The 22,944-nt window shown below is 65.9% G+C and carries 18 protein-coding genes; 9 read left to right on the forward strand and 9 right to left on the reverse strand.

Annotated elements, in window-relative coordinates; translation table 11 throughout:
- Window positions 1–5 precede the first annotated feature (5 nt).
- Both ACO1P8_RS18480 and ACO1P8_RS18485 read left to right on the forward strand, forming a co-directional pair.
- Window positions 6–905, forward strand: coding sequence for a LysR family transcriptional regulator (locus ACO1P8_RS18480; RefSeq protein WP_486297347.1), 900 nt, complete (start codon window positions 6–8; stop codon window positions 903–905).
- On the forward strand, window positions 902–1,198 hold the full coding sequence (locus tag ACO1P8_RS18485) for an Rdx family protein (RefSeq protein ID WP_486297348.1): 297 nt from the start codon (window positions 902–904) through the stop codon (window positions 1,196–1,198). Before ACO1P8_RS18480 ends, ACO1P8_RS18485 begins: the two co-directional genes overlap by 4 nt.
- 13 nt (window positions 1,199–1,211) lie before the next feature.
- Here the strand turns inward: ACO1P8_RS18485 and ACO1P8_RS18490 are convergent, their stop codons facing one another.
- From ACO1P8_RS18490 to ACO1P8_RS18500, 3 genes are all read right to left on the reverse strand, one after another.
- Window positions 1,212–2,582, reverse strand: a complete 1,371-nt coding sequence (locus ACO1P8_RS18490; RefSeq protein WP_486297349.1) for an MmgE/PrpD family protein — start codon at window positions 2,580–2,582, stop codon at window positions 1,212–1,214.
- A gap of 144 nt (window positions 2,583–2,726) precedes the next feature.
- Window positions 2,727–3,755 carry a tripartite tricarboxylate transporter substrate binding protein gene (locus ACO1P8_RS18495; RefSeq protein WP_486297350.1) on the reverse strand — a complete coding sequence of 343 codons (1,029 nt, stop codon included), beginning with the start codon at window positions 3,753–3,755 and terminating at the stop codon, window positions 2,727–2,729.
- Window positions 3,756–3,782: 27 nt separating this feature from the next.
- On the reverse strand, window positions 3,783–5,201 hold the full coding sequence (locus ACO1P8_RS18500; protein ID WP_486297351.1) for an MmgE/PrpD family protein: 1,419 nt from the start codon (window positions 5,199–5,201) through the stop codon (window positions 3,783–3,785).
- Window positions 5,202–5,410: 209 nt separating this feature from the next.
- On the opposite strand from ACO1P8_RS18500, the gene ACO1P8_RS18505 reads away from it, so the two are divergent.
- Window positions 5,411–6,298: a LysR family transcriptional regulator gene (locus tag ACO1P8_RS18505; RefSeq protein ID WP_094841840.1), complete on the forward strand. Its 888-nt coding sequence runs from the start codon at window positions 5,411–5,413 to the stop codon at window positions 6,296–6,298.
- Between the two features lie 13 nt (window positions 6,299–6,311).
- On the opposite strand, the gene ACO1P8_RS18510 is transcribed toward ACO1P8_RS18505, so the two are convergent.
- Entirely contained in the window at window positions 6,312–7,481 is a 1,170-nt protein-coding gene (locus ACO1P8_RS18510; protein ID WP_486297352.1) for an alpha-hydroxy acid oxidase, read from the reverse strand.
- A gap of 418 nt (window positions 7,482–7,899) precedes the next feature.
- Here ACO1P8_RS18510 and ACO1P8_RS18515 point away from each other — a divergent pair, with 418 nt between their 5' ends.
- Genes ACO1P8_RS18515 through ACO1P8_RS18525 form a run of 3 tightly spaced genes read left to right on the forward strand, consistent with a single transcriptional unit; the run spans window position 7,900 to window position 13,744 of the window.
- Entirely contained in the window at window positions 7,900–11,115 is a 3,216-nt protein-coding gene (locus ACO1P8_RS18515) for an efflux RND transporter permease subunit (protein WP_486297353.1), read from the forward strand.
- Between the two features lie 2 nt (window positions 11,116–11,117).
- Window positions 11,118–12,320 (forward strand): efflux RND transporter periplasmic adaptor subunit, encoded by a 1,203-nt coding sequence (locus tag ACO1P8_RS18520; protein WP_486297354.1) that lies wholly within the window; start codon window positions 11,118–11,120, stop codon window positions 12,318–12,320.
- Window positions 12,317–13,744 carry an efflux transporter outer membrane subunit gene (locus ACO1P8_RS18525; protein ID WP_486297355.1) on the forward strand — a complete coding sequence of 476 codons (1,428 nt, stop codon included), beginning with the start codon at window positions 12,317–12,319 and terminating at the stop codon, window positions 13,742–13,744. The genes ACO1P8_RS18520 and ACO1P8_RS18525 overlap by 4 nt, the downstream gene beginning before the upstream one ends.
- A 63-nt stretch (window positions 13,745–13,807) precedes the next feature.
- On the opposite strand, the gene ACO1P8_RS18530 is transcribed toward ACO1P8_RS18525, so the two are convergent.
- The 3 genes from ACO1P8_RS18530 to ACO1P8_RS18540 all read right to left on the reverse strand — a co-directional run bounded on the left by ACO1P8_RS18530 (window position 13,808) and on the right by ACO1P8_RS18540 (window position 16,955).
- Window positions 13,808–14,680, reverse strand: coding sequence for an isocitrate lyase/PEP mutase family protein (locus ACO1P8_RS18530; protein WP_486297356.1), 873 nt, complete (start codon window positions 14,678–14,680; stop codon window positions 13,808–13,810).
- Window positions 14,681–14,869: 189 nt separating this feature from the next.
- Window positions 14,870–15,925, reverse strand: a complete 1,056-nt coding sequence (locus ACO1P8_RS18535; protein WP_486297357.1) for an isocitrate/isopropylmalate dehydrogenase family protein — start codon at window positions 15,923–15,925, stop codon at window positions 14,870–14,872.
- Window positions 15,926–15,977: 52 nt separating this feature from the next.
- On the reverse strand, window positions 15,978–16,955 hold the full coding sequence (locus ACO1P8_RS18540) for a tripartite tricarboxylate transporter substrate binding protein (protein WP_486297358.1): 978 nt from the start codon (window positions 16,953–16,955) through the stop codon (window positions 15,978–15,980).
- Between the two features lie 219 nt (window positions 16,956–17,174).
- On the opposite strand from ACO1P8_RS18540, the gene ACO1P8_RS18545 reads away from it, so the two are divergent.
- Together ACO1P8_RS18545 and ACO1P8_RS18550 are read left to right on the forward strand one after the other, a co-directional pair.
- Complete coding sequence (locus ACO1P8_RS18545; protein WP_486297359.1) at window positions 17,175–18,644, forward strand: NAD-dependent succinate-semialdehyde dehydrogenase; 1,470 nt, start codon at window positions 17,175–17,177, stop codon at window positions 18,642–18,644.
- Window positions 18,645–18,921: 277 nt separating this feature from the next.
- Complete coding sequence (locus ACO1P8_RS18550; RefSeq protein WP_486297360.1) at window positions 18,922–20,502, forward strand: NEL-type E3 ubiquitin ligase domain-containing protein; 1,581 nt, start codon at window positions 18,922–18,924, stop codon at window positions 20,500–20,502.
- 17 nt (window positions 20,503–20,519) lie between these two features.
- Here ACO1P8_RS18550 and ACO1P8_RS18555 read toward each other — a convergent pair whose 3' ends face one another.
- On the reverse strand, window positions 20,520–21,311 hold the full coding sequence (locus ACO1P8_RS18555) for an SDR family oxidoreductase (RefSeq protein WP_486297361.1): 792 nt from the start codon (window positions 21,309–21,311) through the stop codon (window positions 20,520–20,522).
- 64 nt (window positions 21,312–21,375) lie between these two features.
- Window positions 21,376–22,008 carry a LysE family translocator gene (locus ACO1P8_RS18560; protein ID WP_486297362.1) on the reverse strand — a complete coding sequence of 211 codons (633 nt, stop codon included), beginning with the start codon at window positions 22,006–22,008 and terminating at the stop codon, window positions 21,376–21,378.
- A gap of 211 nt (window positions 22,009–22,219) precedes the next feature.
- On the opposite strand from ACO1P8_RS18560, the gene ACO1P8_RS18565 reads away from it, so the two are divergent.
- Window positions 22,220–22,780, forward strand: a complete 561-nt coding sequence (locus tag ACO1P8_RS18565) for a hypothetical protein (protein ID WP_486297363.1) — start codon at window positions 22,220–22,222, stop codon at window positions 22,778–22,780.
- The last annotated feature ends 164 nt before the right edge of the window (window positions 22,781–22,944 follow it).

The following is a 22,944-nucleotide window of genomic DNA, read 5'->3' on the forward strand; positions in this document are numbered from 1 at the left end:
CCTCCATGCACTTTGACCTTACCGACCTGCGGCTGTTCCTGCACACGACCGACAGCGGCAGCATCACGGCGGGCGCGGCGCGCAGCCATCTCGCGCTGGCGTCGGCCAGTGCCCGGCTGCGCGGCCTGGAGGCCTCGCTGGGTACCGCATTGCTGACGCGGGGCAGGCGCGGCGTGCAGCTTACGGCGGCCGGACACGCCCTGGCCTACCATGCGCGCAGCCTGCTGCGGCACGTGGACCGGATGCAGGAGGACCTGGGCGATTACGCCAGCGGATTCAAAGGCCGCATACGGCTGCTGTGCAACACGGCGGCCGCCACGGAACACCTGCCCGAGCCGCTGGGCACGTTTCTGCGCGCACATCCCAACATCGACATCGACCTGCAGGAACAGCCCAGCCATCGCATCCTGCCGGAATTGCGCGAGGGCACGGCGGATGTAGGGATAGTTTCGGATGCCGTCGACCTGAGCGGCCTGTACATCACGCCCTTCCGGCGCGACCGGCTGGTTTTGCTGGCCTCGCGCGGCCACGCGTTGGCGCGCCGCGCGCGCGTGCGCTATAGCGAAACGCTGGATTACGACCATGTGGGTCTGCCCATCTTTACGGCGCTCGGCGTCTACCTCGACGACCAGGCGGCGCGTATCGGCCGGTCGCTGCGGGCGCGCGTCCGGGTGCAGGGATTCGATGCCGTGGCGCGACTGGTCATCCAGGGGACCGGCCTGGGCATCATGCCGGAGTCGGCCGCCCGCCGCTGGAGCGGGCACGGCGGCGCGCGGCTGCTTATACTCGACGAAACCTGGGCCGACCGGCAGTTGATGCTGTGCGCGCGAACGCTGGAGGCCTTGCCCAACTACGCGCGCGCGCTGATCCAGGCTTTGCAGCCGCCGGCCGGAGACCCGACATGACATCGTCCACCCCTCCCCGCGTTGCCATCACCTATTGCACGCAATGCCAATGGCTGCTGCGTGCAGCGTGGATGGCGCAGGAACTGCTTTCCACATTCGGCACCGATCTGGGCGAAGTGGCGCTGCTGCCCGGCACCGGCGGCATTTTCCAGGTCCATTGCGGCGGCGCCCTGTTGTGGGATCGCAAGGCGCGCGGCGGGTTCCCGGACGCCAAGACGCTGAAGCAGCTGGTACGCGACCACATCGATCCCGGCCGCGACCTGGGCCACGTGGATCGCGTGCATCCGGCGTAACCTCGTCGCACGCCTACTTCATGTAGAGCTTGCGCAGCGCCCGCACGTCCTTCATCTTGTCGATGTTCCACAAGGCATCGAGCAGTTCGGCGGCGCGGCCCTTGCCCAGGACGGGCGCCAGCAAGTCCATGGCTTTCTCGTTTTCCTCGGCCGGCGACAGCGGGTTTTCGAAGCTTCCCTTGGCGGCCATCGTCTGTCCGTGCAGTACGCGGCCGTCCTTCAGATGCACCTGCATCACGCAACGCCAACGGCGCTGCACGTCCGTCAACGAGGGATCGCCCACCGCCTGCACACGGGCGCGCATTTTCAGCACCCTCGGGTCCTTCATCCTATCGAAATCATGCGCGGACTTGAAGGTCAGCTTGCGATCGAGCAGCATCACCGCCAATAAATGCTGCACCGATATATCCGGCATCGGACGGTTGTTGACGATTTCCAGCTCCTTATCCGGTATGTTCGCCACGACCTTTTCGACGTCGTCGGCGCCGAAACCATGCTCGGCCATCAGGTCGTTCAGAACGTGCATGGGACCCTGGATGGGACCTCCGATCGGCCAGCGCTTGATCGACGCGCGCAGCATTTCGTAGTTTCTGCCCAGGTCGCGCGACAAGTCCTCGCGGTCGAAATCCTCCGGGGCAAAGGTATGGAAGAAATCGCGTTCGCCCGAGAAAATATCCTCCACGCCGGTCCAGCCCGCCGCCGCCATCAGTGCCGCCTGCAGGCCGTTATGAGCCGGCATGCCGCCCATGGCATAGGCTTTTTCGATGTGTTCGGGGTCGCGGAACATGGTGTATAAACCCGCGGTCTGCTGCCCGGCGTAAGACAGCATGTAGCGAACCTGCAGCGGGCTCAGTTCCAGCAAGGCCCCCGCGGCGGCGGCCGCGCCGAACAACTGGCCGGTGGCGCCGGCGTGGTGGCCGGAGCGCAGATAAGGCATGGGCTTGAGGGTCAGCAGCATGCGGGCGCAGACGTCGTAACCGAGCACCACGGCGCGCAGCAGCTTCTCGCCGCTCATGCGGCCGCGCTCGGCGATCGCCAGAGCCGAAGGGACCACACTGGTGCCCGGGTGCGTCAGCGACGGCGGATGCGTATCGTCGGTCTCGTCGGCGTGCCCGAACATGCCATTGGCCAATGCGGCGTTCTGCGCGGTGGTGACGATGCGCGTGCCGATCACGCCGGCTTCCTCGCGGCCGCCCAACGGCTTGACGTAGTCGATTGCCTTTTTGCCCGGCAGCAGCCGCGATCCGGAAATCATGGCGGCAAAGGTATCGACAAGATGCAGCCTGGCCCGGTCGGCCACCTTCGCGGGTATCTTGCGCGACGCCGCGGCCGATACGTACCGGCTCAGCTTCTGCATGACCGGGGAAACATCATTGTTCTTCATCGATCGGAATCCTGTATGGCTGTATGGGAACGCTTGAAAGGCCGGCCTGGCGCCGGCCCGTAGGGATAAGCGGCGATCGACCGCGCGCCGCGGATACGGCGATCGACCGCGCGCCGCGGATACGGCTATCGATCGCGGTCATGCCTAATCGGCGTGGATGTTCATCTTGCGGATCAGCTCCGACCAGGTGGCCGTTTCGGTCTTGATGGTCCGCGCGAACTCCTGGGGCGTATCGATGCTTAGCTCCAACCCTTGCTTGGCCATGGCATCGCGAATTTCGGGCAACTGGATAACCTTCTGCGCGGCGGCCGACAACCTGGCTACGATCGCATCCGGCGTACGGGCGGGCACCAGCAGGCCATACCAGGACGTCACGTTAAAGCCCGGCAGGCCGGACTGGTCCAGGGTGGGCAGCTCCGGCGCCACGTCCGAGCGTTTCAATCCTGTCACCGCCAGCGCGCGCAGCTTGCCCTCCCTGACGTGTGGCATGACCGCCGAGACACTGCCGAACATCAGCTGGGCTTGTCCACCCAGCAAGCCGATGGTCGCCGGGCCGCCGCCCTTGTAGGGAATGTGGGTGATATCCGTACCGGTGCGTGCCTTGAACAGCTCGCCGGCCAGATGCAGGGGGCTGCCAGGGCCGCTGGACGAATAATTCAACTGGCCGGGCCTGGCCTTGGCCAGCGCGATCAGGTCCTGCACTGAATGCACCGGCAGCGATGGATTGACGACCAGCACATACTGCGCGGATGCCAGCATGGTGACCGGCTTGAAATCGCGCTGCACATCGAAGGGCAGGTTCTTGAACAGCGACGGATTCATGGTCAATGCCGTATTGAATCCCATCAGCACGGTATAGCCGTCCGGTTCGGCCTTGGCCACGATATCCGTCGCGATATTGCCAGAGGCGCCGGCGCGATTGTCGACCACGATGGGCTCGCCCAGCACGTCGCCCAGCTTGGGCGCCATAATGCGCGCCAGGGTGTCGGTGCCCCCGCCGGGCGGAAACGGCAGCACCAGGCGGATCGGCCTGGCCGGCCATTTGGCATCGTCGGCGGCGTGCGCCGGCGCCGCGGCCAGCGGCCCACCCAGCAGCAGGGCGATGGCCGCGCGCGCCAGTCCGGTACGCGAACGGCGCGCGAACGCGCCTTTCGCCTGGATTGCGAAATTCATGATGTGTCTCCTTCACCTGCCAGGGTGTTATGCAGCCGTCTCCGCGGCCAGTTCGCGCGTGATTTCGCGCACATCCTTCACCTGCTCCAGCCGCCGGACCAGCGCGATGGCGCGCTCCGCCTTGTCGGCCGGCCAGCCGCCGAACATCGCGCATTCACGGAATTTTTCCGCGACCTCCTCTTCCGACATGGGATTGGCCTTGTTGCCCTTGCCCGCGTCGACACGTCCGCCGTAACGCGTACCGTCGTTCAACTCGATCTCCACATGCGAGGTGACGATGGTATGGTTGTCGCGCCTGGCCTCTTCGGGCGTGAAAGCGGTGTACTCGACCTTGCCGATGGCGGCCTGCACATCCGGCCGCATCACGTATTCGTCATGGAACTGGTTCAAGCCGCACTTGCGCTCCAGCAGCAGCGCGGCCAGGCAGAACTCCAGGCTGAACTTGGCCTGCAGCTCGGTCGTCGGACGATGGTGCAGCAGCGTATGGTGAATATTCTGGCTGGTCTTCACGCGGATGCGGACGACGTCCCCGGGACGGATATCGTGGTGCCTGACCAGCTCCAGCATCTGGGTCATGGCCGGATGTCCCAGGCTGCCGGTGGGGAAGGCCTTGAGCCAGATGCCGCGATCGACGAAGGACCATGGCCGGCCCAGCTTGTCCATCAGACGGGATGCCTCGTAGCCGCCACCCAGGGCCTGGAAGAAACCGCGCCTGGCTTCCAGGATGATCGGAGATGCCGTAAAGCCGCGCTGCTGCAGATCCGCGGCGAAAATGCCCACCTCCGCCGACCGTCCCGCATGAAACGGCTTGACGGATTGGCCGAAGTTTTCCTGCAGGCCGCCGGCCTGGCTGGCTGCGATGCCCAGGGTGGTCGCGATACCGTCGGCATCCATTCCGTAAAGGCGCCCGACGCCTGCCGCCGCACCCAGCATGCCGCAGGTGGCGGTCGCGTGAAAACCGTTCAGGATGTGGTCGACGTGCGTCGCGTCGAACAGTCGGCAGGCCACTTCCACGCCGACCTGATAGGCGAGCAGTACGTCGCGGCCCGACGCGCCGCGCGCTTCGCCGGCGGCGAGCACCGCGGACAGCACCGGGGCCGTCGGGTGCACCCCCTGAAAGCGCCCGGTTTCCGCCTGCAGCGTATCGTCGTAGTCGTCGGCGTGCATGGCCGTGCCGTTGGCCAGGGCGGCGAAACGCGGCGATAGCTTCAGCGCGGTACCGAGCGCGCTGGCCTCGCCGCGGCAACCCAGGTCCGCCAGATAAGCGGCCAGTACGCGTCCGGGCTGGGAGACCGCGCCGGGCAGTGCCACGCCCAGCGCGTCGAGGATGGCTTTCTTGCCCAATTGCTGGACTTCCCGGGGGATGTCCTTTTCCTGCGTGCCCACCACGAACTCCGCGACATGGCGGGTCAAGGGTGGCGCACCGGCGGCGCCGGTCGTCGTCATGCTTTTGCTCCTTCCTTATCCGCCGCCCTCGGGATGAGGGCCGGCGTTTTTTTTTTGAATATGCGCGAAGAATGCAGAGGAGCGACAATCGTGTAAAGTGCAAATATTGTTAGGATTCTTGCGATTTACGCATCAGCACGGCGCCGCCGGTATGTATGCCCCGGCCCCGACATATCTGACGCGCCGCAACACACCCGGGCTTTCTTACGATGAATTTCGACCTGGCAGACCTGCGTGCCTTCGTCGCCGCGAGCGACCATGGCAGTTTCCGCGCCGCAGCGGAAATCCTCTGCATTTCACAGTCGGCGCTCAGCCGCCGTATCGAGAAACTTGAAAACGCACTGGGCCTGCGCCTGTTCGAACGCACCACCCGCCGCCTCGAATTGACCACCGCGGGCCGCGGCTTCGTCCACAAGGCCCGGCATGTCCTGAACGAACTGGAAAGCGCCTTGCTGGGCACGCGGGACCTGGCCGACCGCATGTCCGGCGAAGTCACGATCGCCTGCGTCCCATCGGCGGTGGCATTTTTCCTGCCGCGCGTGATCAAGGCCTATCACGACGAGTATCCGCGCATTCGTCTGCGCATCCGCGACGAAACCTCCGCTGAAATCCTGACCACCGTGGCGCGCAGCGAAGCCGATTTCGGCCTGACCTACATCGGCACGCAGGAGCCGGACGTGGAATTCGAACCGCTGATCGAAGACCCCTTCGTGCTGGCCTGCTCCCGGGAACATCCGCTGGCGCGCAAGCGCAAGGTGCGCTGGGCAGAGCTGGCCGACCATGACTACATTGCCGTCGCGCAAGGCAGCGGCAACCGCATGCTGATCGACCAGGCGCTGGCCAATACCGCCGCGCTGCCCCGATGGTTCTGCGAAGTCCAGCACGTGCCCGCGCTGGTCAGCCTGGTGGAAGCGGGGGTGGGAGTGGGAGTCGTGCCCAAGCTGGGCATGCCGCAGCTGGGACACGCGACGCTGGTCAGCGTGCCGCTGGTGGATCCGCCGATTTCACGCACGCTCGGATTGATACGGCGCCGCGGTCGCGCCCTGTCGGCGGCCGCGCAGCGCCTCTACGACGTCATCCTGCAGTCTCATCTTTAGACTGCGGGAGTCCTCACGCGCCCGGGAAAGTGCCCGGCATCAGGATGTCGCGGCCGATATCCTGGATATCCCGATGGCCGCACAGGGCCATCGTGACGTCCAGCTCGTTGGCCAGGATCTGCAGTGCCTTGGTTACCCCTTCGCGCCCGCCCGCCCCGAGGCCGTACAGGAAGGACCGTCCGATCAGGGTGCCGCGCGCGCCCAGCGCCACGGCGCGCAGGATGTCCTGGCCGGAACGTATGCCGCTGTCCATCCACACCTCGGTCCTGCCGCCCACCGCATCCACGATGGAAGGCAGCATGCTGATCGCCGACATGGCACCGTCCAGCTGGCGCCCGCCGTGGTTGCTCACGATCAACGCGTCGGCGCCGGTGTCGACGGCCAGTCTCGCATCATCCGGGTCCAGGATGCCCTTGATGATGAGCTTGCCGCCCCACTTCCGCTTGATCCATTCGACATCGCCCCAATTCAGCCGCGGATCGAACTGCTCGGCCGTCCAGGACGACAGCGACGACATATCGCCCACGCCCTTGGCATGGCCGACGATATTGCGGAAGGTACGCCGCGGGGTGCGCAGCATGTGGTAGCACCAGGCCGGCTTGCCGGCCATGTTCAGGATATTGCGCAGCGTCAGACGCGGCGGCGCCGTCAGGCCATTGCGCAGATCCTTGTGCCGCTGGCCGAGGATCTGCAAATCCAGCGTCAACATCAGGGCGGAACAATTCGCGGCCTTCGCGCGGTCGATCAGCCGCTCGATGAAATCGCGGTCGCGCATCATGTAAAGCTGGAACCAGAATGGCTTCGTGGTGTTTTCCGCCACATCCTCGATCGAGCAAATACTCATGGTGGACAAGGTAAACGGCACGCCGAAAGCTTCGGCCGCCTGCGCCGCCAGGATCTCGCCGTCCGCGTGCTGCATGCCGGTCAAGCCGGTAGGCGCGAGCGCCACCGGCATGGCGGTGGGAATGCCCGCCATCGTCGTGGCGATGGTGCGGTTATCCATATTGCGCGCCACCCGCTGGCGAAAGCGGATCTTCTGCAGGTCGATCTCGTTGGCGCGGTAGGTCGATTCAGTCCATGAGCCGGAGTCCGCATAGTCATAGAACATCCGCGGTACCCGCTTCTGGGCGATTTTGCGCAGGTCTTCAATAGTGGCGACGAAGGATCGAGGCGGCAAAGGCATGGTCGATGTAGGCGGTGTCTGTAAGCAACGGTTCAAATACGGCGAGGCGAGAGCTTAACCCAGCGCCCGGACGGGCGCGATTTGCGGCGCGACACGCCAGCGGATGAGGACGGTCACGGCCCGCAATGGTGCCCTACCCCGCGGCGGACACGCCGGCGTTCGTCCAGATGATGGACATCCGGGAGTACATCAGGGCAAACCCCCTGTTCGCCCGTCTTGCACTTTGCTGCGGTATGCCTAAGAATACCTGTTACTTTTCGTAGTCTGTTCAGGCTCGCCGCGGTTCCTCCACTCGCCAAGACGCGGCCGCTCGCGGGCGGCCGGTTGGCTCGCGCGCGCCCCGTCCACCGACGCCCCGCCGGGGTGCCCGCATCATGCTGCTGCCGTTGTCTGATCCGCTTACGTCCGGGGGCCTGCCGTGTCGGTAGTGCAATTGGCGTTGCGGCGCCCCTACACGTTCATCGTAATGGCGCTGCTGATCATCCTGGCCACGCCTTTCGTGCTGATGCGCATGGCCACGGACGTCTTCCCGGAAATCAACATCCCGGTCATCAGCATCATCTGGAACTACAACGGCCTGTCGGCCCAGGAAATGGGCCAGCGCATCGCCGCGCAGAACGAACGCAGCCTGACCACCACGGTAAGCGATATCGAGCACATCGAATCGACCTCGCTGGCCGGCATTACGGTCATCAAGATCTTTTTCCAGCCGACGGCGAACATCCAGACCGCCATCGCCCAGGTCGTGGCCGCCGAGCAGACCCAGGTGCGCCAGTTGCCGCCCGGCATCACGCCGCCTCTGGTGATCAAGTATTCGGCGTCGAGCATCCCGGTGATACAGTTGGGCCTGTCCAGCCCCACGATGCCGGAACAGGCGTTGTTCGACACCGCGCTGAACACCCTGCGGCCGCGCCTGATCACGATACCCGGCGTGGCCGTGCCCTTTCCCTACGGCGGGAAGAACCGTGTGATTTCGGTCGACCTGGACCTGCAGGCGCTGCAGGCGCGCGGCCTGTCGCCGTCCGATGTGGTCAACGCCATTAATGCCCAGAACCTGATCCTGCCATCGGGCACGGCCAAGTTCGGCGAAACCGAATACAACGTGCGGATGAACAGCTCGCCGGAAACCATCGCCGGGCTGAACAACTTGCCGGTGCGCGCGGTACCGGGCGGCGCCACCACCTATGTACGGGACGTCGCCTATGTGCGCGACGGCTACAACCCGCAGACCAATATCGTGCGCCAGGACGGCGTGCGCGGCGTTCTGCTATCGGTGCTGAAGAACGGCGGCGCCTCCACGCTGGACATTGTGTCCGACCTGCGCGCATTGCTGCCCAGCGTGGTGGCGACGATGCCGCCGGAAATCAAACTGACGCCGTTGTTCGACCAGTCGGTATTCGTCAAAGCCGCCGTCAAGGGCGTCATCATCGAGGCCTTGATCGCCGCCCTGCTGACGGCCGCCATGGTGCTGCTGTTCCTGGGCAACTGGCGCAGCACGCTGATCATCGCGTTGACGATTCCGCTGTCCATTTTGACCTCCATTTTGGTGCTCAAGGCGCTGGGCGAAACCCTGAACCTGATGACGCTGGGCGGCCTCGCGCTGTCGGTGGGAATCCTGGTCGACCAGGCCATCGTCACCATCGAGAACGTCGAGCGGCACATGCATCTGGGCAAGCCGCTGGACACCGCCATCCTGGACGGCGCCAACGAAATCGGCGTCGCGGCCTTCGTCTCGACGATCTGCATCTGTATCGTTTTCGTGCCGATGTTTTTCCTCTCCGGCGTGGCGCGCTTTTTGTTCGTGCCACTGGCCGAGGCCGTGGTGTTCGCCATGCTGGCCTCCTACATCCTTTCGCGAACCCTGGTGCCGACGCTGGTCATGCTGCTGATGCGCAACCAGGGCCACGCGGACCCGGCCGCGCGGCCCAGCGCCTTGCAGCGCGTATACCGTGCCTTCGACCAGCGCTTCGAGCGCATGCGGCGCGCCTATACGCTGGTGCTGTCGGCGCAACTGGCGCGGCGCAAGGCATTCGCCTTGGTCTTCCTGGGTTTCTGCCTGCTGTCGTGCCTGCTTTACCCCTTCCTGGGACGCGACTTCTTCCCCACCGTCGACGCCGGCCAGATCCGCCTGCACGTCCGCATGCCCACGGGTACCCGCATCGAAGAAACCGCGCGCCTGGCCGACGAAGTCGAAAACCATATCCGCGAACTGATACCGCCCAAGGACCTGGAAACCATCCTGGACAATCTGGGCGTCCCCAACAGCGGCATCAACCTGTCCTATAGCAATGCCGGTACATTCGGCTCGCTGGACGGCGAAATCCTGATGTCCCTGCGCGACGGCCATGCCCCCACCGAAGACTACATCGCCCTGCTGCGCGCCGAACTGCCCAAGCGCTTTCCCGGCCTGGAATTCTTCTTCCAGCCCGCCGACATCGTCACGCAGATCCTGAACTTCGGCTTGCCCGCGGCCATCAACGTCAAGTTCACCGGCGCCGACGTCCAGGCCAATGCCGACCTGGCCCACGAACTGGTCCGCTCGATACGCGGCATTCCCGGCGCCGTCGATGCCCACGTCCACCAGCGGCTGGACCTGCCCACGCTGAACATGGTGATGGACCGCACACGCCTGCAACAGGTCGGCCTGAGCGCGGCCAACGTCGGGCAAAGCGTGCTGATCGCCCTGTCGGGCAGCTCGCAGACCGCTCCCGCCTTCTGGCTGAACCCGCGCAATGGCATCGTCTACAACGTGGCGGTGCAGGCGCCGCAATACCAGATCGACGGCATGGATCAGTTACTCGCCCTGCCCGTGGGTGCGCCCGGCGCAGCCGGCGGCGGCAACACGCAGTTGTTGGGCAATCTGGTCGACATCCGTCCCGCGCGCCAGCCGGCGGTGGTGTCGCGCTACAACATCCAGCCCGCCATCGATATCTACGTCGGCGTGCAAGGCAAGGATCTGGCCAGCGTCGCCTCGCAGGTCTCCAGGCAGGTCGACGAGATCCGCCACAAGCTGCCGCGCGGCAGCCAGGTGCAGATCCTGGGACAGGTGCGGACCATGCAGGATTCCTTCGTCGGCCTGGGCGTCGGCCTGGCGATGGCCATCGTCCTGGTCTACCTGCTGATCGTGGTGAACTTTCAATCCTGGATCGACGCCTTCATCATCATTTCCGCCCTACCCGCCGCGCTGGCCGGCATCGCATGGATGCTGTTCATCACCGGGACGACGCTGAGCGTGCCCGCCCTGACCGGCGCCATCATGACCATGGGCGTGGCCACGGCCAACAGCATCCTGCTGGTGTCGTTCGCGCGGCAGCGCCGCGAGGAAGGCGTGCCCGTGCTGTCGGCCGCGCTGGAGGCCGGCGCCACGCGGCTGCGCCCGGTGATGATGACCGCGCTGGCCATGATCATCGGCATGATTCCCATGGCCCTGGGCCTGGGCGAAGGCGCCGAACAGAACGCGCCGCTGGGCCGCGCCGTGATCGGCGGACTGCTGTTCGCCACCGTATCCACGCTTTTCTTCGTCCCGGTGGTCTTTGCCGGCGTACATCATCGACTGGGACGCCGCAAGGCCGGACCCGCCGGCGCCGGCCCCACGCCGCCGCTGGCGCCCGACACCGCGCGGCGGGAGATTTGAGCATGCCGGAGCAGCGACACAATCAATTGGGGATACACCCGCTGGCGCCGGACGAGGCGGGATCGGGCGAGTTGCTCAAACGGGATCAGGCGGTGCGCCGCACGCGTCTGCTGGTGCTGATCGTCCTGATTCTCCTGGCGCTGGGCGCGGCGCGCACGGTGGTCAGCCGGATCCGCAATGCCAGCGAGCTGGAAACCGGTACGCGTGAACGCGCGATGCAGTATGTCCAGACCACCCTGCCCAGCACACCGGAGAACGGCCAATCGCTGGCCCTGCCCGGCACGCTGCAGGGCTATGTGCAGGCGCCGCTTTCCGCGCGGGCCAGCGGTTACCTGAAGCGCTGGACCCGGGATATCGGCAGCCGCGTGGAGAAAGGCGACCTGCTCGCGGAAATCGAAACGCCGGAAATCGATCAGCAACTGTCGCAGGCCATCGCGGCGCGCGAACAGGCCAAGGCGGCCCTGACCCTGGCCAACAGCACACTGGCGCGGTGGGAAGCCCTGCGCCGCAAGGACGTGGTATCGCAACAGGACCTGGAAGAAAAGCGCGGCAGCGCGGCCCAGGCTTCCGCCAATCTCGCGGCGGCCCAGGCCAACGAGCAGCGCCTGCGTCAGCTGGAAGGCTTCAAGCGCATCGTCGCGCCCTTTTCCGGCATCATCACCCGCCGCAATGTCGACGTCGGCGACCTGATCGACGCCGGCAGCGGGCGGCCGCTGTTCCTGATGTCCCAGACCGACCCGCTGCGGGTGTACATCAACGTGCCGCAGCGCTATGCCCAGCAGGTCAAGCCGGGCGAGCACGTCACGGTTACGCAGGCCGAACTGGGCGGACAGAAATTCACGGGAACGATAGCCCGCACCGCCGCCTCCATCGACCTTTCCACGCGTACCATGCAGGTGGAGATCAGCCTGCGCAATCCCGATAGTGTCCTGCTGCCCGGCGCCTACGTGTCGGTGGCCCTGGACCTGCCGGCCGGCGACACACTGGCCGTACCCACCAATACGCTGCTGTTTCGCCGCGAAGGCACGATGGTGGCCGTGGTGGGCCCCGACGGACGCATCGACCTGCGCCGCGTGACGCTGGGCCGCAATTTCGGCCAGAGGATCGAAGTCGTCGACGGTGTGCAAGCCACCGACCGTATCGTGCTCAACCCCGCCGACTCGCTGGCGACGGGCGACGTGGTACACGTCGCGCAGGCCAAATGAGCAGGCATCGCGCCAGGGCCCTGCCGCTCGCGGCCTGCATGCTGCTTTCCGCCTGCGCGGTGGGCCCGGACTACCGGAAACCGCAGGTGGAACTTCCCGTCACGTGGAAGCTGGACGCGCCCTGGCGCCAGGCCGCCCCCGCCGACGCCCTGGACAAGGGCGAATGGTGGCTGCGCTACGACGATCCCACGCTGAACGGCCTGCAGGCGCAGGTGCTTGCCGCCAATCCCACGCTGGCCATCGCCGCCGCGCGATTGACCCAGGCGCGCTCGAATGCCGATGCCAGCCGGTCCGGATTGTTTCCGCAATTGAGCGCCGGCGCGCGGGTGGCGCGCTTCAAGATCTCGGGCAACCGCCCCTTGACCAACTACGCGTCGCCGCAGTACTCGACCGTCCAGAACGACTACGCCTTTTCCTTCAACGCCAGCTACGAGGTAGACCTGTTCGGCCGGGTATCGCGCTCGGTCCAGGCCACGGCCGCCACCGCGCAGCAGGCCGAGGCCGACCTGGCCAATGCCCGGCTGGTCCTGACAGCCGAGCTGGCCGCCAACTACGTCAACCTGCGCGCGCTTGACACCGAGATCGACGTCGTCAACCGCTCCGTGGCCTTGCAGCGCCGGGCCCTGGAGTTGATCACGGCACGCTACGACGGGGGGGCGGCCTCCGGCCTGGAAGTCGCCCAGCAGCAGGCACTGCTGGACAACACGCTGACGCAAGTCGACGTGCTGGCCAAACAACGCTCGCAGTTCGAGCATGCCATCGCCTCGCTGACCGGCACGCCCGCCCCGAACTTCGAGTTGCCGCCGCGGCCCCTGACCGCCGCCATGATGCCGCCGGCCATCCCCCTGGGCCTGCCCTCGGACCTGCTGGAGCGCCGACCCGACATCGCCGCCGCCGAACGCGCCATGGCAGCTGCCAATGCGCAGATCGGCGTGGCGACGGCCGCCTTTTACCCCAGCATCATGCTCAACCCCAGCGTGGGCGCGGACAGCCGCGAGATCGGTGCCCTGCTGGATGCGCCCAGCCTGCTGTGGTCCATCGGCGTGTCGGCCGTGCAAACGGTTTTCGATGCGGGGCGCACCCGCGCCAACGTCAACTTCGCACGCGCCGGCTACGACGCCACGGTCGCCAACTACCGCCGCGTCGTGCTGGGCGCCATGCAGGAAGTCGAGGATGGCATCACCGGCCTGGCCGCGCTGGACCGCGCCAGCGCCCAATCGCTGAAGGCGGTGGCCGATGCCCGCAAGGTCCTGGACATGGCCGCCGACCGCTACAGCGGCGGCGCCACGACCTACCTGGACGTGATCACCGCGCAACAGGCGGTCCTGAACACGGAACGGCAGGCCGCGCAGTTGAAGGGCCAGCAGTTGTTGGTGTCCGTGTTCCTGGTCAAGGCGCTGGGCGGAGATTGGAAGCGCCAATGAAGAAAAAAGGCGCCGGTCCCTGCGGGACGGCGCCTTCCGGCCCGGGCGCGCGGTGGCGCCGGGCTACTTGTCCGTGTATTTCTTCTCCAGCTCGTCATACAGCGGCTTTTGAACCAGCCGCTGGCGCTCGAGGAATGGCGCGACCAGCGCGGGATCTTCCTTCAGCAGGCCATCGCGCTTGAGCATGCCCAGCGCGCGCTGCATGCCCGCCACGGCGCTCTGCAAGGCGGCGTTGGCGTACAGGATGATCCCGTAGCCCATCTGACCCAGTTCTTCGGCCGTCAGCGCGGGCGTCTTACCCCCGATCACGATGTTGATCAGTTGTGGCTTGTTCAGCAGCTTGGGCAAGGCACGCACTTCGTCCAGGCTTTCCGTCGCTTCGACGAACAGGATGTCCGCACCGGCATCGGCGAAGGCCTGCGCGCGTTCCACCGCCGCGTCGAACCCCAGCACCGCGCGCGAGTCCGTGCGCGCGATGATCAGGAAATCCGGATCCCGGCGCGCGTCGGCCGCGGCGCGGATCTTTGAAAGCATCTCGGGCAGCGGCGCGACTTCCTTCCCGGAAAAGTGACCGCAGCGCTTGGGAAACAACTGGTCTTCCAGCTGGATGGCGTCCGCGCCGGCGTGTTCCAGCGCGCGCACGGTGTGCCAGACGTTGACGGCATTGCCGAAACCGGTGTCGCCGTCGACGATGATGGGCAGGTCCACCGCTTCACGCAGGCGCGATGTGGCATCGGCCACGTCGCGCAGGCCGATGATGCCCAGATCGGGCACACCGTAGTGCATATTGGTCAGCCCGGCCCCGGTCAGGTAGACCGCCTCGAAGCCCTGGTCGGCCACGACCCGGGCGCTCATGGCATTGAAGGCTCCGGGAACGAGCAGGCCGTTGCGCTGCTCCACCCGGCGGCGCAGGCGCTGTTTCGTTGTTTCGCTCATGATGATGTCTCGTATACGCGTTGATTGCAGGGCCGTGGCGGCCCGCCACGCGCGCCGGCGCGGGATGGCGCCCGCGCGGCGCGGCCGTTGCAGTCTAGTCAGCTGGCGGCGCGAGGTCAATCGCGAGCCGCGTCCACACATCGATGAAGCGTATTCATCTATAACAATCGCCCCGGCGGCGACGGCCGATCACCCCAGGCGCTTGACCCACGCGGCGCCCGTCTCGCGGGTGCCCAGCGTGCCGCCCACGTCCTGGGTGCACTCGCGTGCCGCCCCGGCCTCCGCCAGCGCGCCTTCGATCGCGGCAGCGGCGTCCGTGAAGGCCTGCGTGCCCTTGCGCTGCCCGTACCAGTTCAGCAGCATGGCGGCCGATAGCACCTGCGAGGCCGGGTTGGCGATGTTCTGTCCCGCGATGTCGGGCGCGGAGCCGTGCGCGGCCTGTCCCATCGCATGATCGCGGCCGGCGTTCAGCGAACCGCCCAAACCCAGGCTGCCCGACATTTCCGCCGTCAGGTCCGACAGGATGTCGCCGAACATATTCGTCGTGACCACCACGTCGTAGCGATCCGGCGCGCGCACCACATGGGCCATCATCGCGTCCACGATCACGTCGTCGACCCGAACTTCCGGGAATTCCTTGCCCACCTTATGGCATTCCTCGATGAACATGCCGTCGCCGATCTTCAGGACGTTGGCCTTGTGCACGATGGTGACGTGTTTCTTGCGCGTCATCGCCAGTTCGAAGGCGGAACGCGCGATGCGCTCGCAGCACAACCGCGTGATCCGCCGCAGCGACACGACCACGTCCGGCGTGATCAGCATTTCGCTGCCGCCCGATTCGATGTTGCGGTCGGCGTAGAAGCCTTCGGTGTTCTCACGCACCACCACCAGGTCGAACTCGCCCAGCCGCACCGGAACGCCCTTGTAGGTACGTGCCGGCCGAATGTTGGCATACAGATCCAGCTTCTTGCGGAAGTACATCGACGGATTGATTTCGCCCTTGGCTTCGTCCTTGAAGTCGTAGGTGGACATCGGGCCCAGCATCAGGCCGTCGGCCGCCCGCACCTTCTCGAGCAGCGCCGGCGTGACGGTGGCACCGTGGCGCGTCAGGCTTTCGTGGCCGGCGATGTCGAAATCCAGCTGCAGGCCCAGCTTGAAGCGGCGGTCGACGGCTTGCAGCACGTCCACAGCCACCGCCATGGTTTCAGGACCGATCCCGTCGCCGGGCAGGACTACGATTTTCATATGTTTTCCTCGATTGGAGACGGGCGCGATGCCGCGAAAGCGAGCGCGATGCTCAATCCAGCTTCATGCCCGATTGCTTGACCACGCCCTTCCACAGCGCCAGTTCGCTACGCAGCACGCCGGCGAAGTCGGCCGGCGTGCCCTTGAACGATTGCGCGCCTTCATCGGTCAGGCGTTGATGGACCAGGGTGGCCGCCGCGGCGTCGTTTACGGCGGTGTTCAGCTTGTTCACTACGTCCGCCGGCGTGCCGGCGGGGGCGAGCACGCCCCACCAGGTGCTGACGTCGAAGTCCGCGACGCCCGCCTCCGCCATGGTGGGCGTATCCGGGAACAGGGGCGACCGTGTCTTGCTGGTGACGGCCAGCAGCGTCACGCGATGGTCCTTCACCTGCGGCAGGATGGTCGGCACGGTGGCGAAGAACACCTGCACGCGTCCGGCCAGCAGATCCAGCGTGGCCGGCCCGCTGCCCTTGTACGGCACGTGGGTCATCTGCACCCCGGCCCGTTGCTTGAACAGTTCGCCGGACATATGGTTGATACTGCCGTTGCCGGCGGAGCAGAAGTTGATGGTGTTGGGCTTCTTCAGCGCCAGATCGCGCAGCTGCGCGATGCTGTCCACGGGAACATCCTTGTTGGCCACCACCAGCAGCGGGCCGCGGCCGATCAAGGCGATGGGTTGGAAGGATGTCTCCACGTCATAGAGCGTCGTGCCTTCCGCCGCGGCATTGGTCACGAAGGTGGACGTGGCGAATAGCAGCGTGTAGCCGTCCGGGGCGGCATGCGCCACCACGTTGGCGCCGATCGAGCCGCCGCCCCCGCCGCGGTTTTCCACCACGATGGCCTGCCCCAGTTTCTCACCCAGCGTACGCGCCATGTCGCGCGCGATGCTGTCGGTACCGCCCCCGGGCGCGAACGGCACGATCAGGCGGATCGGCTTGTCCGGGAAACCCTGTGCGCCGGCCAGCGCCGGCAACAGCGCCGCGACGGCGAGGAGCCATCGGCGCAGAGAAAGAAACCGGGGTTTGAACACGTTGGGTGTCTCCATGGAAGGACGCGGAGCGATCGGGCCGCCCCTTTTTCGGTCTTATGCATATCTTTGCATACAAAAAATTCCGATGCAAGATGAAACCGGGGCCGGGCTCGCACTGGGCTTACCATAGGACTGATCACCCACGGCCTGCGCAAGACCCTAACCGCTACGCGACGGTGCACCGCGCCCAGGCGCCGCCGCCTTCTTCAGGAGAATGCAGTGACCTCCCTGACCCAACGACTGGAACGACCCGACCTGCTTCGCGATGCCTGCTACATCGACGGCAAATGGCATGGCGCCGGCAAGGGGCCCACCATCCCCGTGAACAATCCGTCCACCGGCGAGATCATCGTCTCGGTTCCCCGGCTCGGCCGCGCCGAGACCGAGCATGCCATCGAACGCGCCGCCGCCGCCCTGCCCGCCTGGTCGGCCCGGCCCGCCAAGGAACGGGCCGTCGTCCTGCAGCGCTGGGCCCAACTGATGATGCAACACCAGAAGGACCTCGCCGCCATCATGACCGCGGAACAGGGCAAGCCCGTCACGGAAGCCGCCGGCGAGATTGGCTACGCCGCTTCCTTCCTGGAATGGTTCGCGGAGGAAGCCAAGCGCATGGACGGCGAAGTGCTGCAAAGCCCCAAGGCCGGCCAGCGCATGATGGTGCTGAAGCAGCCGGTGGGCGTCACGGCCGCCATCACGCCGTGGAATTTTCCGGCCGCCATGATCACGCGCAAGCTGGGCCCGGCGCTGGCCGCGGGCTGCACGATGATCGTCAAACCCGCCCAGCAGACGCCCCTGACGGCCCTGGCCCTGGCCGTCCTGGCCGAAGAAGCCGGCGTGCCGGCCGGCGTCATGCACGTCATCACAGGCAGCTCCAGCGATATCGGCGCTGCCTTGTGCGAAAGCGAGACCGTGCGCAAGCTCAGCTTCACCGGCTCGACCGAAGTCGGCCGCAAACTGATGGCCCAGTGCGCGCCCACGATCAAAAAACTATCGCTCGAGCTGGGCGGCAACGCGCCGTTCATCGTGTTCGACGATGCGGACCCCGAAAAGGCGGTCGATGGCATCCTCGCATCCAAATTCCGCAACGCCGGCCAGACCTGCGTCTGCGCCAACCGCATCTACGTGCAGTCGGGCATCTACGACAAGATCGCCCAACGCCTGTCCGAAAAAGTGACCGCGATGAAAGTGGGCGACGGCTTCGAACAGGGAGTCACGCAAGGGCCGCTGATCGACGAAAACGCCGTCAAGAAAGTTCGCGAACATATCGAGGATGCCACGCGCGCGGGCGCAAAAGTGGTGGTCGGCGGAACGACCCATGCGCTGGGCGGCACCTTCTTCCAACCGACGGTCGTGCGGGATGTCACGCAGTCCATGCTGTTTGCACGGGAGGAAACCTTCGGTCCGGTGGCGCCGCTGTTCAAATTCGACACGGAAGAGGAAGCCCTGAAACTGGCCAACGACACCATCTTCGGTCTGGCGGCCTACTTCTATACCCGCGACAACGCCCGCGTGTGGCGGGTGTCGGAAGGCCTGGAGTACGGCATCGTCGGTATCAACACCGGCCTGATCTCCAACGAGGTGGGGCCGTTCGGCGGCGTCAAGCAATCCGGCCTGGGCCGCGAAGGCTCGCGCCACGGGCTGGATGAATATGTGGAATTGAAGTATCTGTGCGTGGATATCGCGGGTTGATCCAGGGCCCCCGCGCCGGCGGAAGAGAGGCTCGCGGGGTGGCGCCGACGCCTTCGGGCATCCGCCGCCCCGCCACCGGCGTGAACATATGCGTGCCCGTAGTTACGAAAGCGGCCAGATCAACTTCGGCCGTACATCCATGAGAAGAGTGACCCTAGAACCCACGGCATATCCCTCTTTCGCGTCCCATGCCACTGGCAGCAGCGTGGAACCTGCCGCGGGACCTTTGCCTGCGGACGCCAGCGGCGAAAGGGGCCGACTCGTCAATTTCGCCAACGTGATCGACATCGTGGTGGTCGGGAACCCCACCGAACAGGAGCTCGGCCAGCTGGAACACCATATCCGGGGCCTCTACTGCCTACAGACCTGCGGCAGTCTACTGCGAGACCTGTGCCGGCTGACCGAACAGCACGGCAGCTACCCCGTGATCGTCTTTCGCGCAGAGGCCCGTGACCAGCCTGTCACGCTGGAACGCGACCGCACCGCTCGGCCGGGCGCGCGCATCGATCCGCGCACCGAGCCAGGCGCAAGTTCAGCAGGCAGGCTCGACGAAACCCCCGAAATAATCGGCGTGATCGCGTCCCTCGCCGACGAGCTGCTGCGCGTCCAGCAAGCACAAAAGACCAACGCCGGGCTGCTCGACATACTGCCGGCGTCGGGGCACCTTAGCCTTGCCACGGATGAAGCGACGCCTGCCGCCCAGGCCGTAGCGCATCGCGAGACGCCTTGCATGCCCAGTACCTGCGGCCCGGCACGCAGCCCCTCCCCCTTGCCGCTTCCGGAGAGGCCTTCCGTCCTCCATGTGGATCGGCGAACGCAGGCCATGACGCGCCATTCCTGGCAAACAGCGCTCTTGCCATGGCTAGGCGCGGAGGACAATGCGGTCGCCGACGAATGGCTTACCATCGAGCGGGCCGCCCGCACCGAGCGGGATCGCGAAGGTATCGGGGCGTTCAAGGATTTCCTTGTGCTGCTGGCGGTCACAGACGCGCAACGGCATCGCGCGCAACGTATCGAGGTCGCCAACTGGCTGCGTCGGGCCGCGCTGCCTGCAAGCGCGCAGTTGCGTGCCGACGCCTTCGAAGCCTGCTTCGAAGGTGCGGGTAGTTGCCAGGACGGCGCCTTGTCCACCTGGAACAAGCTTTCCATGCTGGCGATCGAGGCCGATGTGCGCGAAGGGCGCTACCGGGGACGGCTTGCCGACTTGCATGGTGTCGCGCTGTCCATCTTCAGGATGAACGAACTCGAAAAAGTCGCTGGCGCGAAGGTCGAGCAACTGTACGCCGCAGAACAGCGGCGCGCCGAAGCGGAGCGGCGGCTTCCCGAAGAGGACCAACTGGGCTCCGACGACATCGTCGACCCGCTGGAAACCTATCTGGGGTATCAGGTTGGACTGCGGGAAGCCCTGAATCTTCCCATCCCCGTCACCCGTATGAACTTTTCCGATATGGCGCTGATCACCGCGGAAGACATCGACCAGGCATTGGAAGCCATAGGGCGAGCCGAGAAGGAACGCTTCCCGGCCTGGCTCCTGCTGGACTTCGACCCATTCCTGGAGGAAGTCCGGCAGCAGCTGGGGCCGCAGGCGTCGGCAAAAATCGTCGACGCCGCCATCGAGCGGTATGAGGCAACTGCAAAATACCGCGTTCCGGACAGACTGCATGCCCTGGGCCTGCCGGACAACGACATCGAACGGCTGAAGATGAGTGCCCGATTATCGCGGGAGATCCAGTACGCGGCCTGGCTGCCGCATGCCAACCAGGCGCTTGCGCACGCGGGCCTGCCCGCCTTGCCTGAACCGGATAAAGACGAAAGACGCCCCACCACGGTGCTGCCCGCCGATGCGCTGATGGTTTAAGCGCTCGAGGCGACCATTCAGATCGTGGGCGCCAGGCCGCCCGTCATCGGGACCACCGCGCCTATGACATAACTGGCGCGGTCGCTCGCCAGGAAGACCGCGACATCGGCGACCTCCTCCGGCTCGGCATAGCGCCCGAGCGGAATACTGGCTTCCCCCTTCTTGCGCGCTTCATCGATGCTGACGCCATGGGTCTTTGCCTCTACGGCCAGCCCTTCCTGTACCCGCTCGGTCACCGTGGCGCCCGGGTTGATCGCGTTGATGCGGATACCGAACTGCGCGTAATAGTGGGCGGAGCCTACGGTCGCCAGCATCAAGGCGGCGTTGGCGGACCCGCCCGCCAGATGCGTAATGGTGGGCGTCTTGCCGCCCGAACCGATGATGTTGACGATCGCACCCTTGGCATTGCGCGCGCGCAGGCGCTTGAGCACTTCGTCCTGGGTGTGGATGTAAGTGAAGAACTTGGCGTCCATGGCAGCGCGCCATTTGTCCGACGTCAGGGATTCCGGATCGTGGCGGCGTGCCGCGCCGGCGCTGTTGACCAGGATATCGATGGGCCCCAGGGCACTTTCGATGGCCGCCACGGCGCGCGCCGCCTGAGCGGCATCCGCCAGATCCGCCGAAACCGCAAAGGCCTGGCCGCCGCCCGCCCCGCCCAGCTGCGCCATGGCGCCGTCCAGCGCGGCTTGCCCGCGCGCCACGATACCGACACGCACGCCTTCAGCCAGCAGGGCCTTGGCCACGGCCAGGCCGATACCCTTGCTGCCGCCGGTGATCATGGCGGTCTTGCCTTTCAAACCGAGATCCATCGCTCGAAACCTCCAAAAAAAGGCGTGCCGGGATAACGGTGTCGGCCCGTGGCGCCCGATAGAACTATTTCTGCTGGTCCATCATCATGCGCACGGCCAGGCCGCCCAGCACGCCCCCCATCAGGTACCGCTGGGTCGCCATCCAGGTCGGATTGCGCGCAAACCACGCCGCGATGTGGGCCGCCGAGAGCGCGATCATCAGATTGACGGTAAAGCTGACCGCCGTCTGCGTCAGGCCCAGCATGACGCTCTGCGCGAAAACCGAGCCGTGTTCGGGCACGATGAACTGTGGGAAAAACGAAACATAGAATATCGCCACCTTGGGATTGAGCAGATTCGTCAGAAACCCCATGGCAAACAGTTTGCGCGCCGAATCGGCGGGCAAGGCGCGCGGCTCGAAAGGCGAACGCGCGCCAGGCTGGACCGCCTGCCATGCCAGCCACAGCAGATAAACGGCGCCCACCCACTTCAAGATCTCGTAAGCCAGCGGCACGGTCTTGAAGATCGCCGACAGCCCGGCCGCCGCAGCCAGCATGTGAACCAGGAAACCGGCGACCACGCCGAACAGGGAGATGACGCCCGCCATCCGCCCCTGGCACAGGGATCGCGAGATCAGGTAGATCATGTTCGGGCCAGGGGTCAGCACCAGCAGCAGGCAGGCGCCGGAGAACAAAAGCAGGTCGTGGAGTGGAATCACGGCGGCGATAAATCCGGGTGAGGAATCGTGCGGGTCGGCCCCATCGCCATCGGACAAGTCCGACGCGGCCGGCGTCCGGTATTTTCGTCGATTCGCGCAGCCGGGTCCATGCACGATTACCGAGGCGGGCGCCGTCCCGCTGCGACAACCCGGGAAACGCGACGGGCATGGCCGTTACTGACCGCCCCCTGTCAACTTCAGAGGACATCCCATGCACATTTCCGACACAATACCCCTCGCCAGGACATCCGCCGGCGCTTTGCCGTCCGCGCGGACGAACCGCGCGAACGATCCCGGCAGCTGCGGCGACAGGCCTGTCGTTGGATCCGGGCACGCGGAATCGACCGTCCATGCCTCCTCGCCCACGGGCCGGCTCGTCAACGTCGCGGACCTGATCGACGTCATGGTCAGCGGCAATCCCACTCCGCACCAATTGGGCCAGTTGGAAACCCATTTCCGGACGATCAATGCGATTCCTGACGGCAGCCATGCATTGCGCTTACTGCGACTCGTGACGGAACGGTGCGGCCGATACCCCACCATGGTGTTCCGTCGCGGGCATGACCACCGCCCTGTCAGGCTGACGCCGCAGCTGACCGACCGCCCGGGCAAGGCGGCCGGACCGCGATCCCGGGCGCCGTCGCACGGCACCGAGCGGGCCGTGGAAGAAACGACCATCGCCGGGTTGATCGAGTCGGTCGACGCATATCTTCAGCGAGCGCAGCTGGGACTACTGGCGGGGATCGGCACGCACAGACCGCGACAGAAATAAGCTGGCACGCCGCGGGCGACAGCGGCGGCCGTTCCACGGGCATTACCGGCGCACGCGCGATAGCGGACATGGCGGCGACGGACGCGCTTGCCATGGCACGCAACCGCGCCGCATCGGGCGCCAAGCCCGGAGAACTTTCCCGGCGGGGCTGCTACTCAACGCCG

The organism is Bordetella sp., assembly GCF_057362025.1.

What these genes read in the sequence shown, in the direction of transcription:
- ACO1P8_RS18480 (WP_486297347.1), top strand. Translation starts at nt 6, where the DNA reads ATGCACTTTGACCTTACCGACCTGCGGCTGTTCCTGCACACGACCGAC.
- ACO1P8_RS18485 (WP_486297348.1), top strand. Translation starts at nt 902, where the DNA reads ATGACATCGTCCACCCCTCCCCGCGTTGCCATCACCTATTGCACGCAA.
- ACO1P8_RS18490 (WP_486297349.1), bottom strand. Translation starts at nt 2,582, where the DNA reads ATGAAGAACAATGATGTTTCCCCGGTCATGCAGAAGCTGAGCCGGTAC.
- ACO1P8_RS18495 (WP_486297350.1), bottom strand. Translation starts at nt 3,755, where the DNA reads ATGAATTTCGCAATCCAGGCGAAAGGCGCGTTCGCGCGCCGTTCGCGT.
- ACO1P8_RS18500 (WP_486297351.1), bottom strand. Translation starts at nt 5,201, where the DNA reads ATGACGACGACCGGCGCCGCCGGTGCGCCACCCTTGACCCGCCATGTC.
- ACO1P8_RS18505 (WP_094841840.1), top strand. Translation starts at nt 5,411, where the DNA reads ATGAATTTCGACCTGGCAGACCTGCGTGCCTTCGTCGCCGCGAGCGAC.
- ACO1P8_RS18510 (WP_486297352.1), bottom strand. Translation starts at nt 7,481, where the DNA reads ATGCCTTTGCCGCCTCGATCCTTCGTCGCCACTATTGAAGACCTGCGC.
- ACO1P8_RS18520 (WP_486297354.1), top strand. Translation starts at nt 11,118, where the DNA reads ATGCCGGAGCAGCGACACAATCAATTGGGGATACACCCGCTGGCGCCG.
- ACO1P8_RS18525 (WP_486297355.1), top strand. Translation starts at nt 12,317, where the DNA reads ATGAGCAGGCATCGCGCCAGGGCCCTGCCGCTCGCGGCCTGCATGCTG.
- ACO1P8_RS18530 (WP_486297356.1), bottom strand. Translation starts at nt 14,680, where the DNA reads ATGAGCGAAACAACGAAACAGCGCCTGCGCCGCCGGGTGGAGCAGCGC.
- ACO1P8_RS18535 (WP_486297357.1), bottom strand. Translation starts at nt 15,925, where the DNA reads ATGAAAATCGTAGTCCTGCCCGGCGACGGGATCGGTCCTGAAACCATG.
- ACO1P8_RS18555 (WP_486297361.1), bottom strand. Translation starts at nt 21,311, where the DNA reads ATGGATCTCGGTTTGAAAGGCAAGACCGCCATGATCACCGGCGGCAGC.
- ACO1P8_RS18565 (WP_486297363.1), top strand. Translation starts at nt 22,220, where the DNA reads ATGCACATTTCCGACACAATACCCCTCGCCAGGACATCCGCCGGCGCT.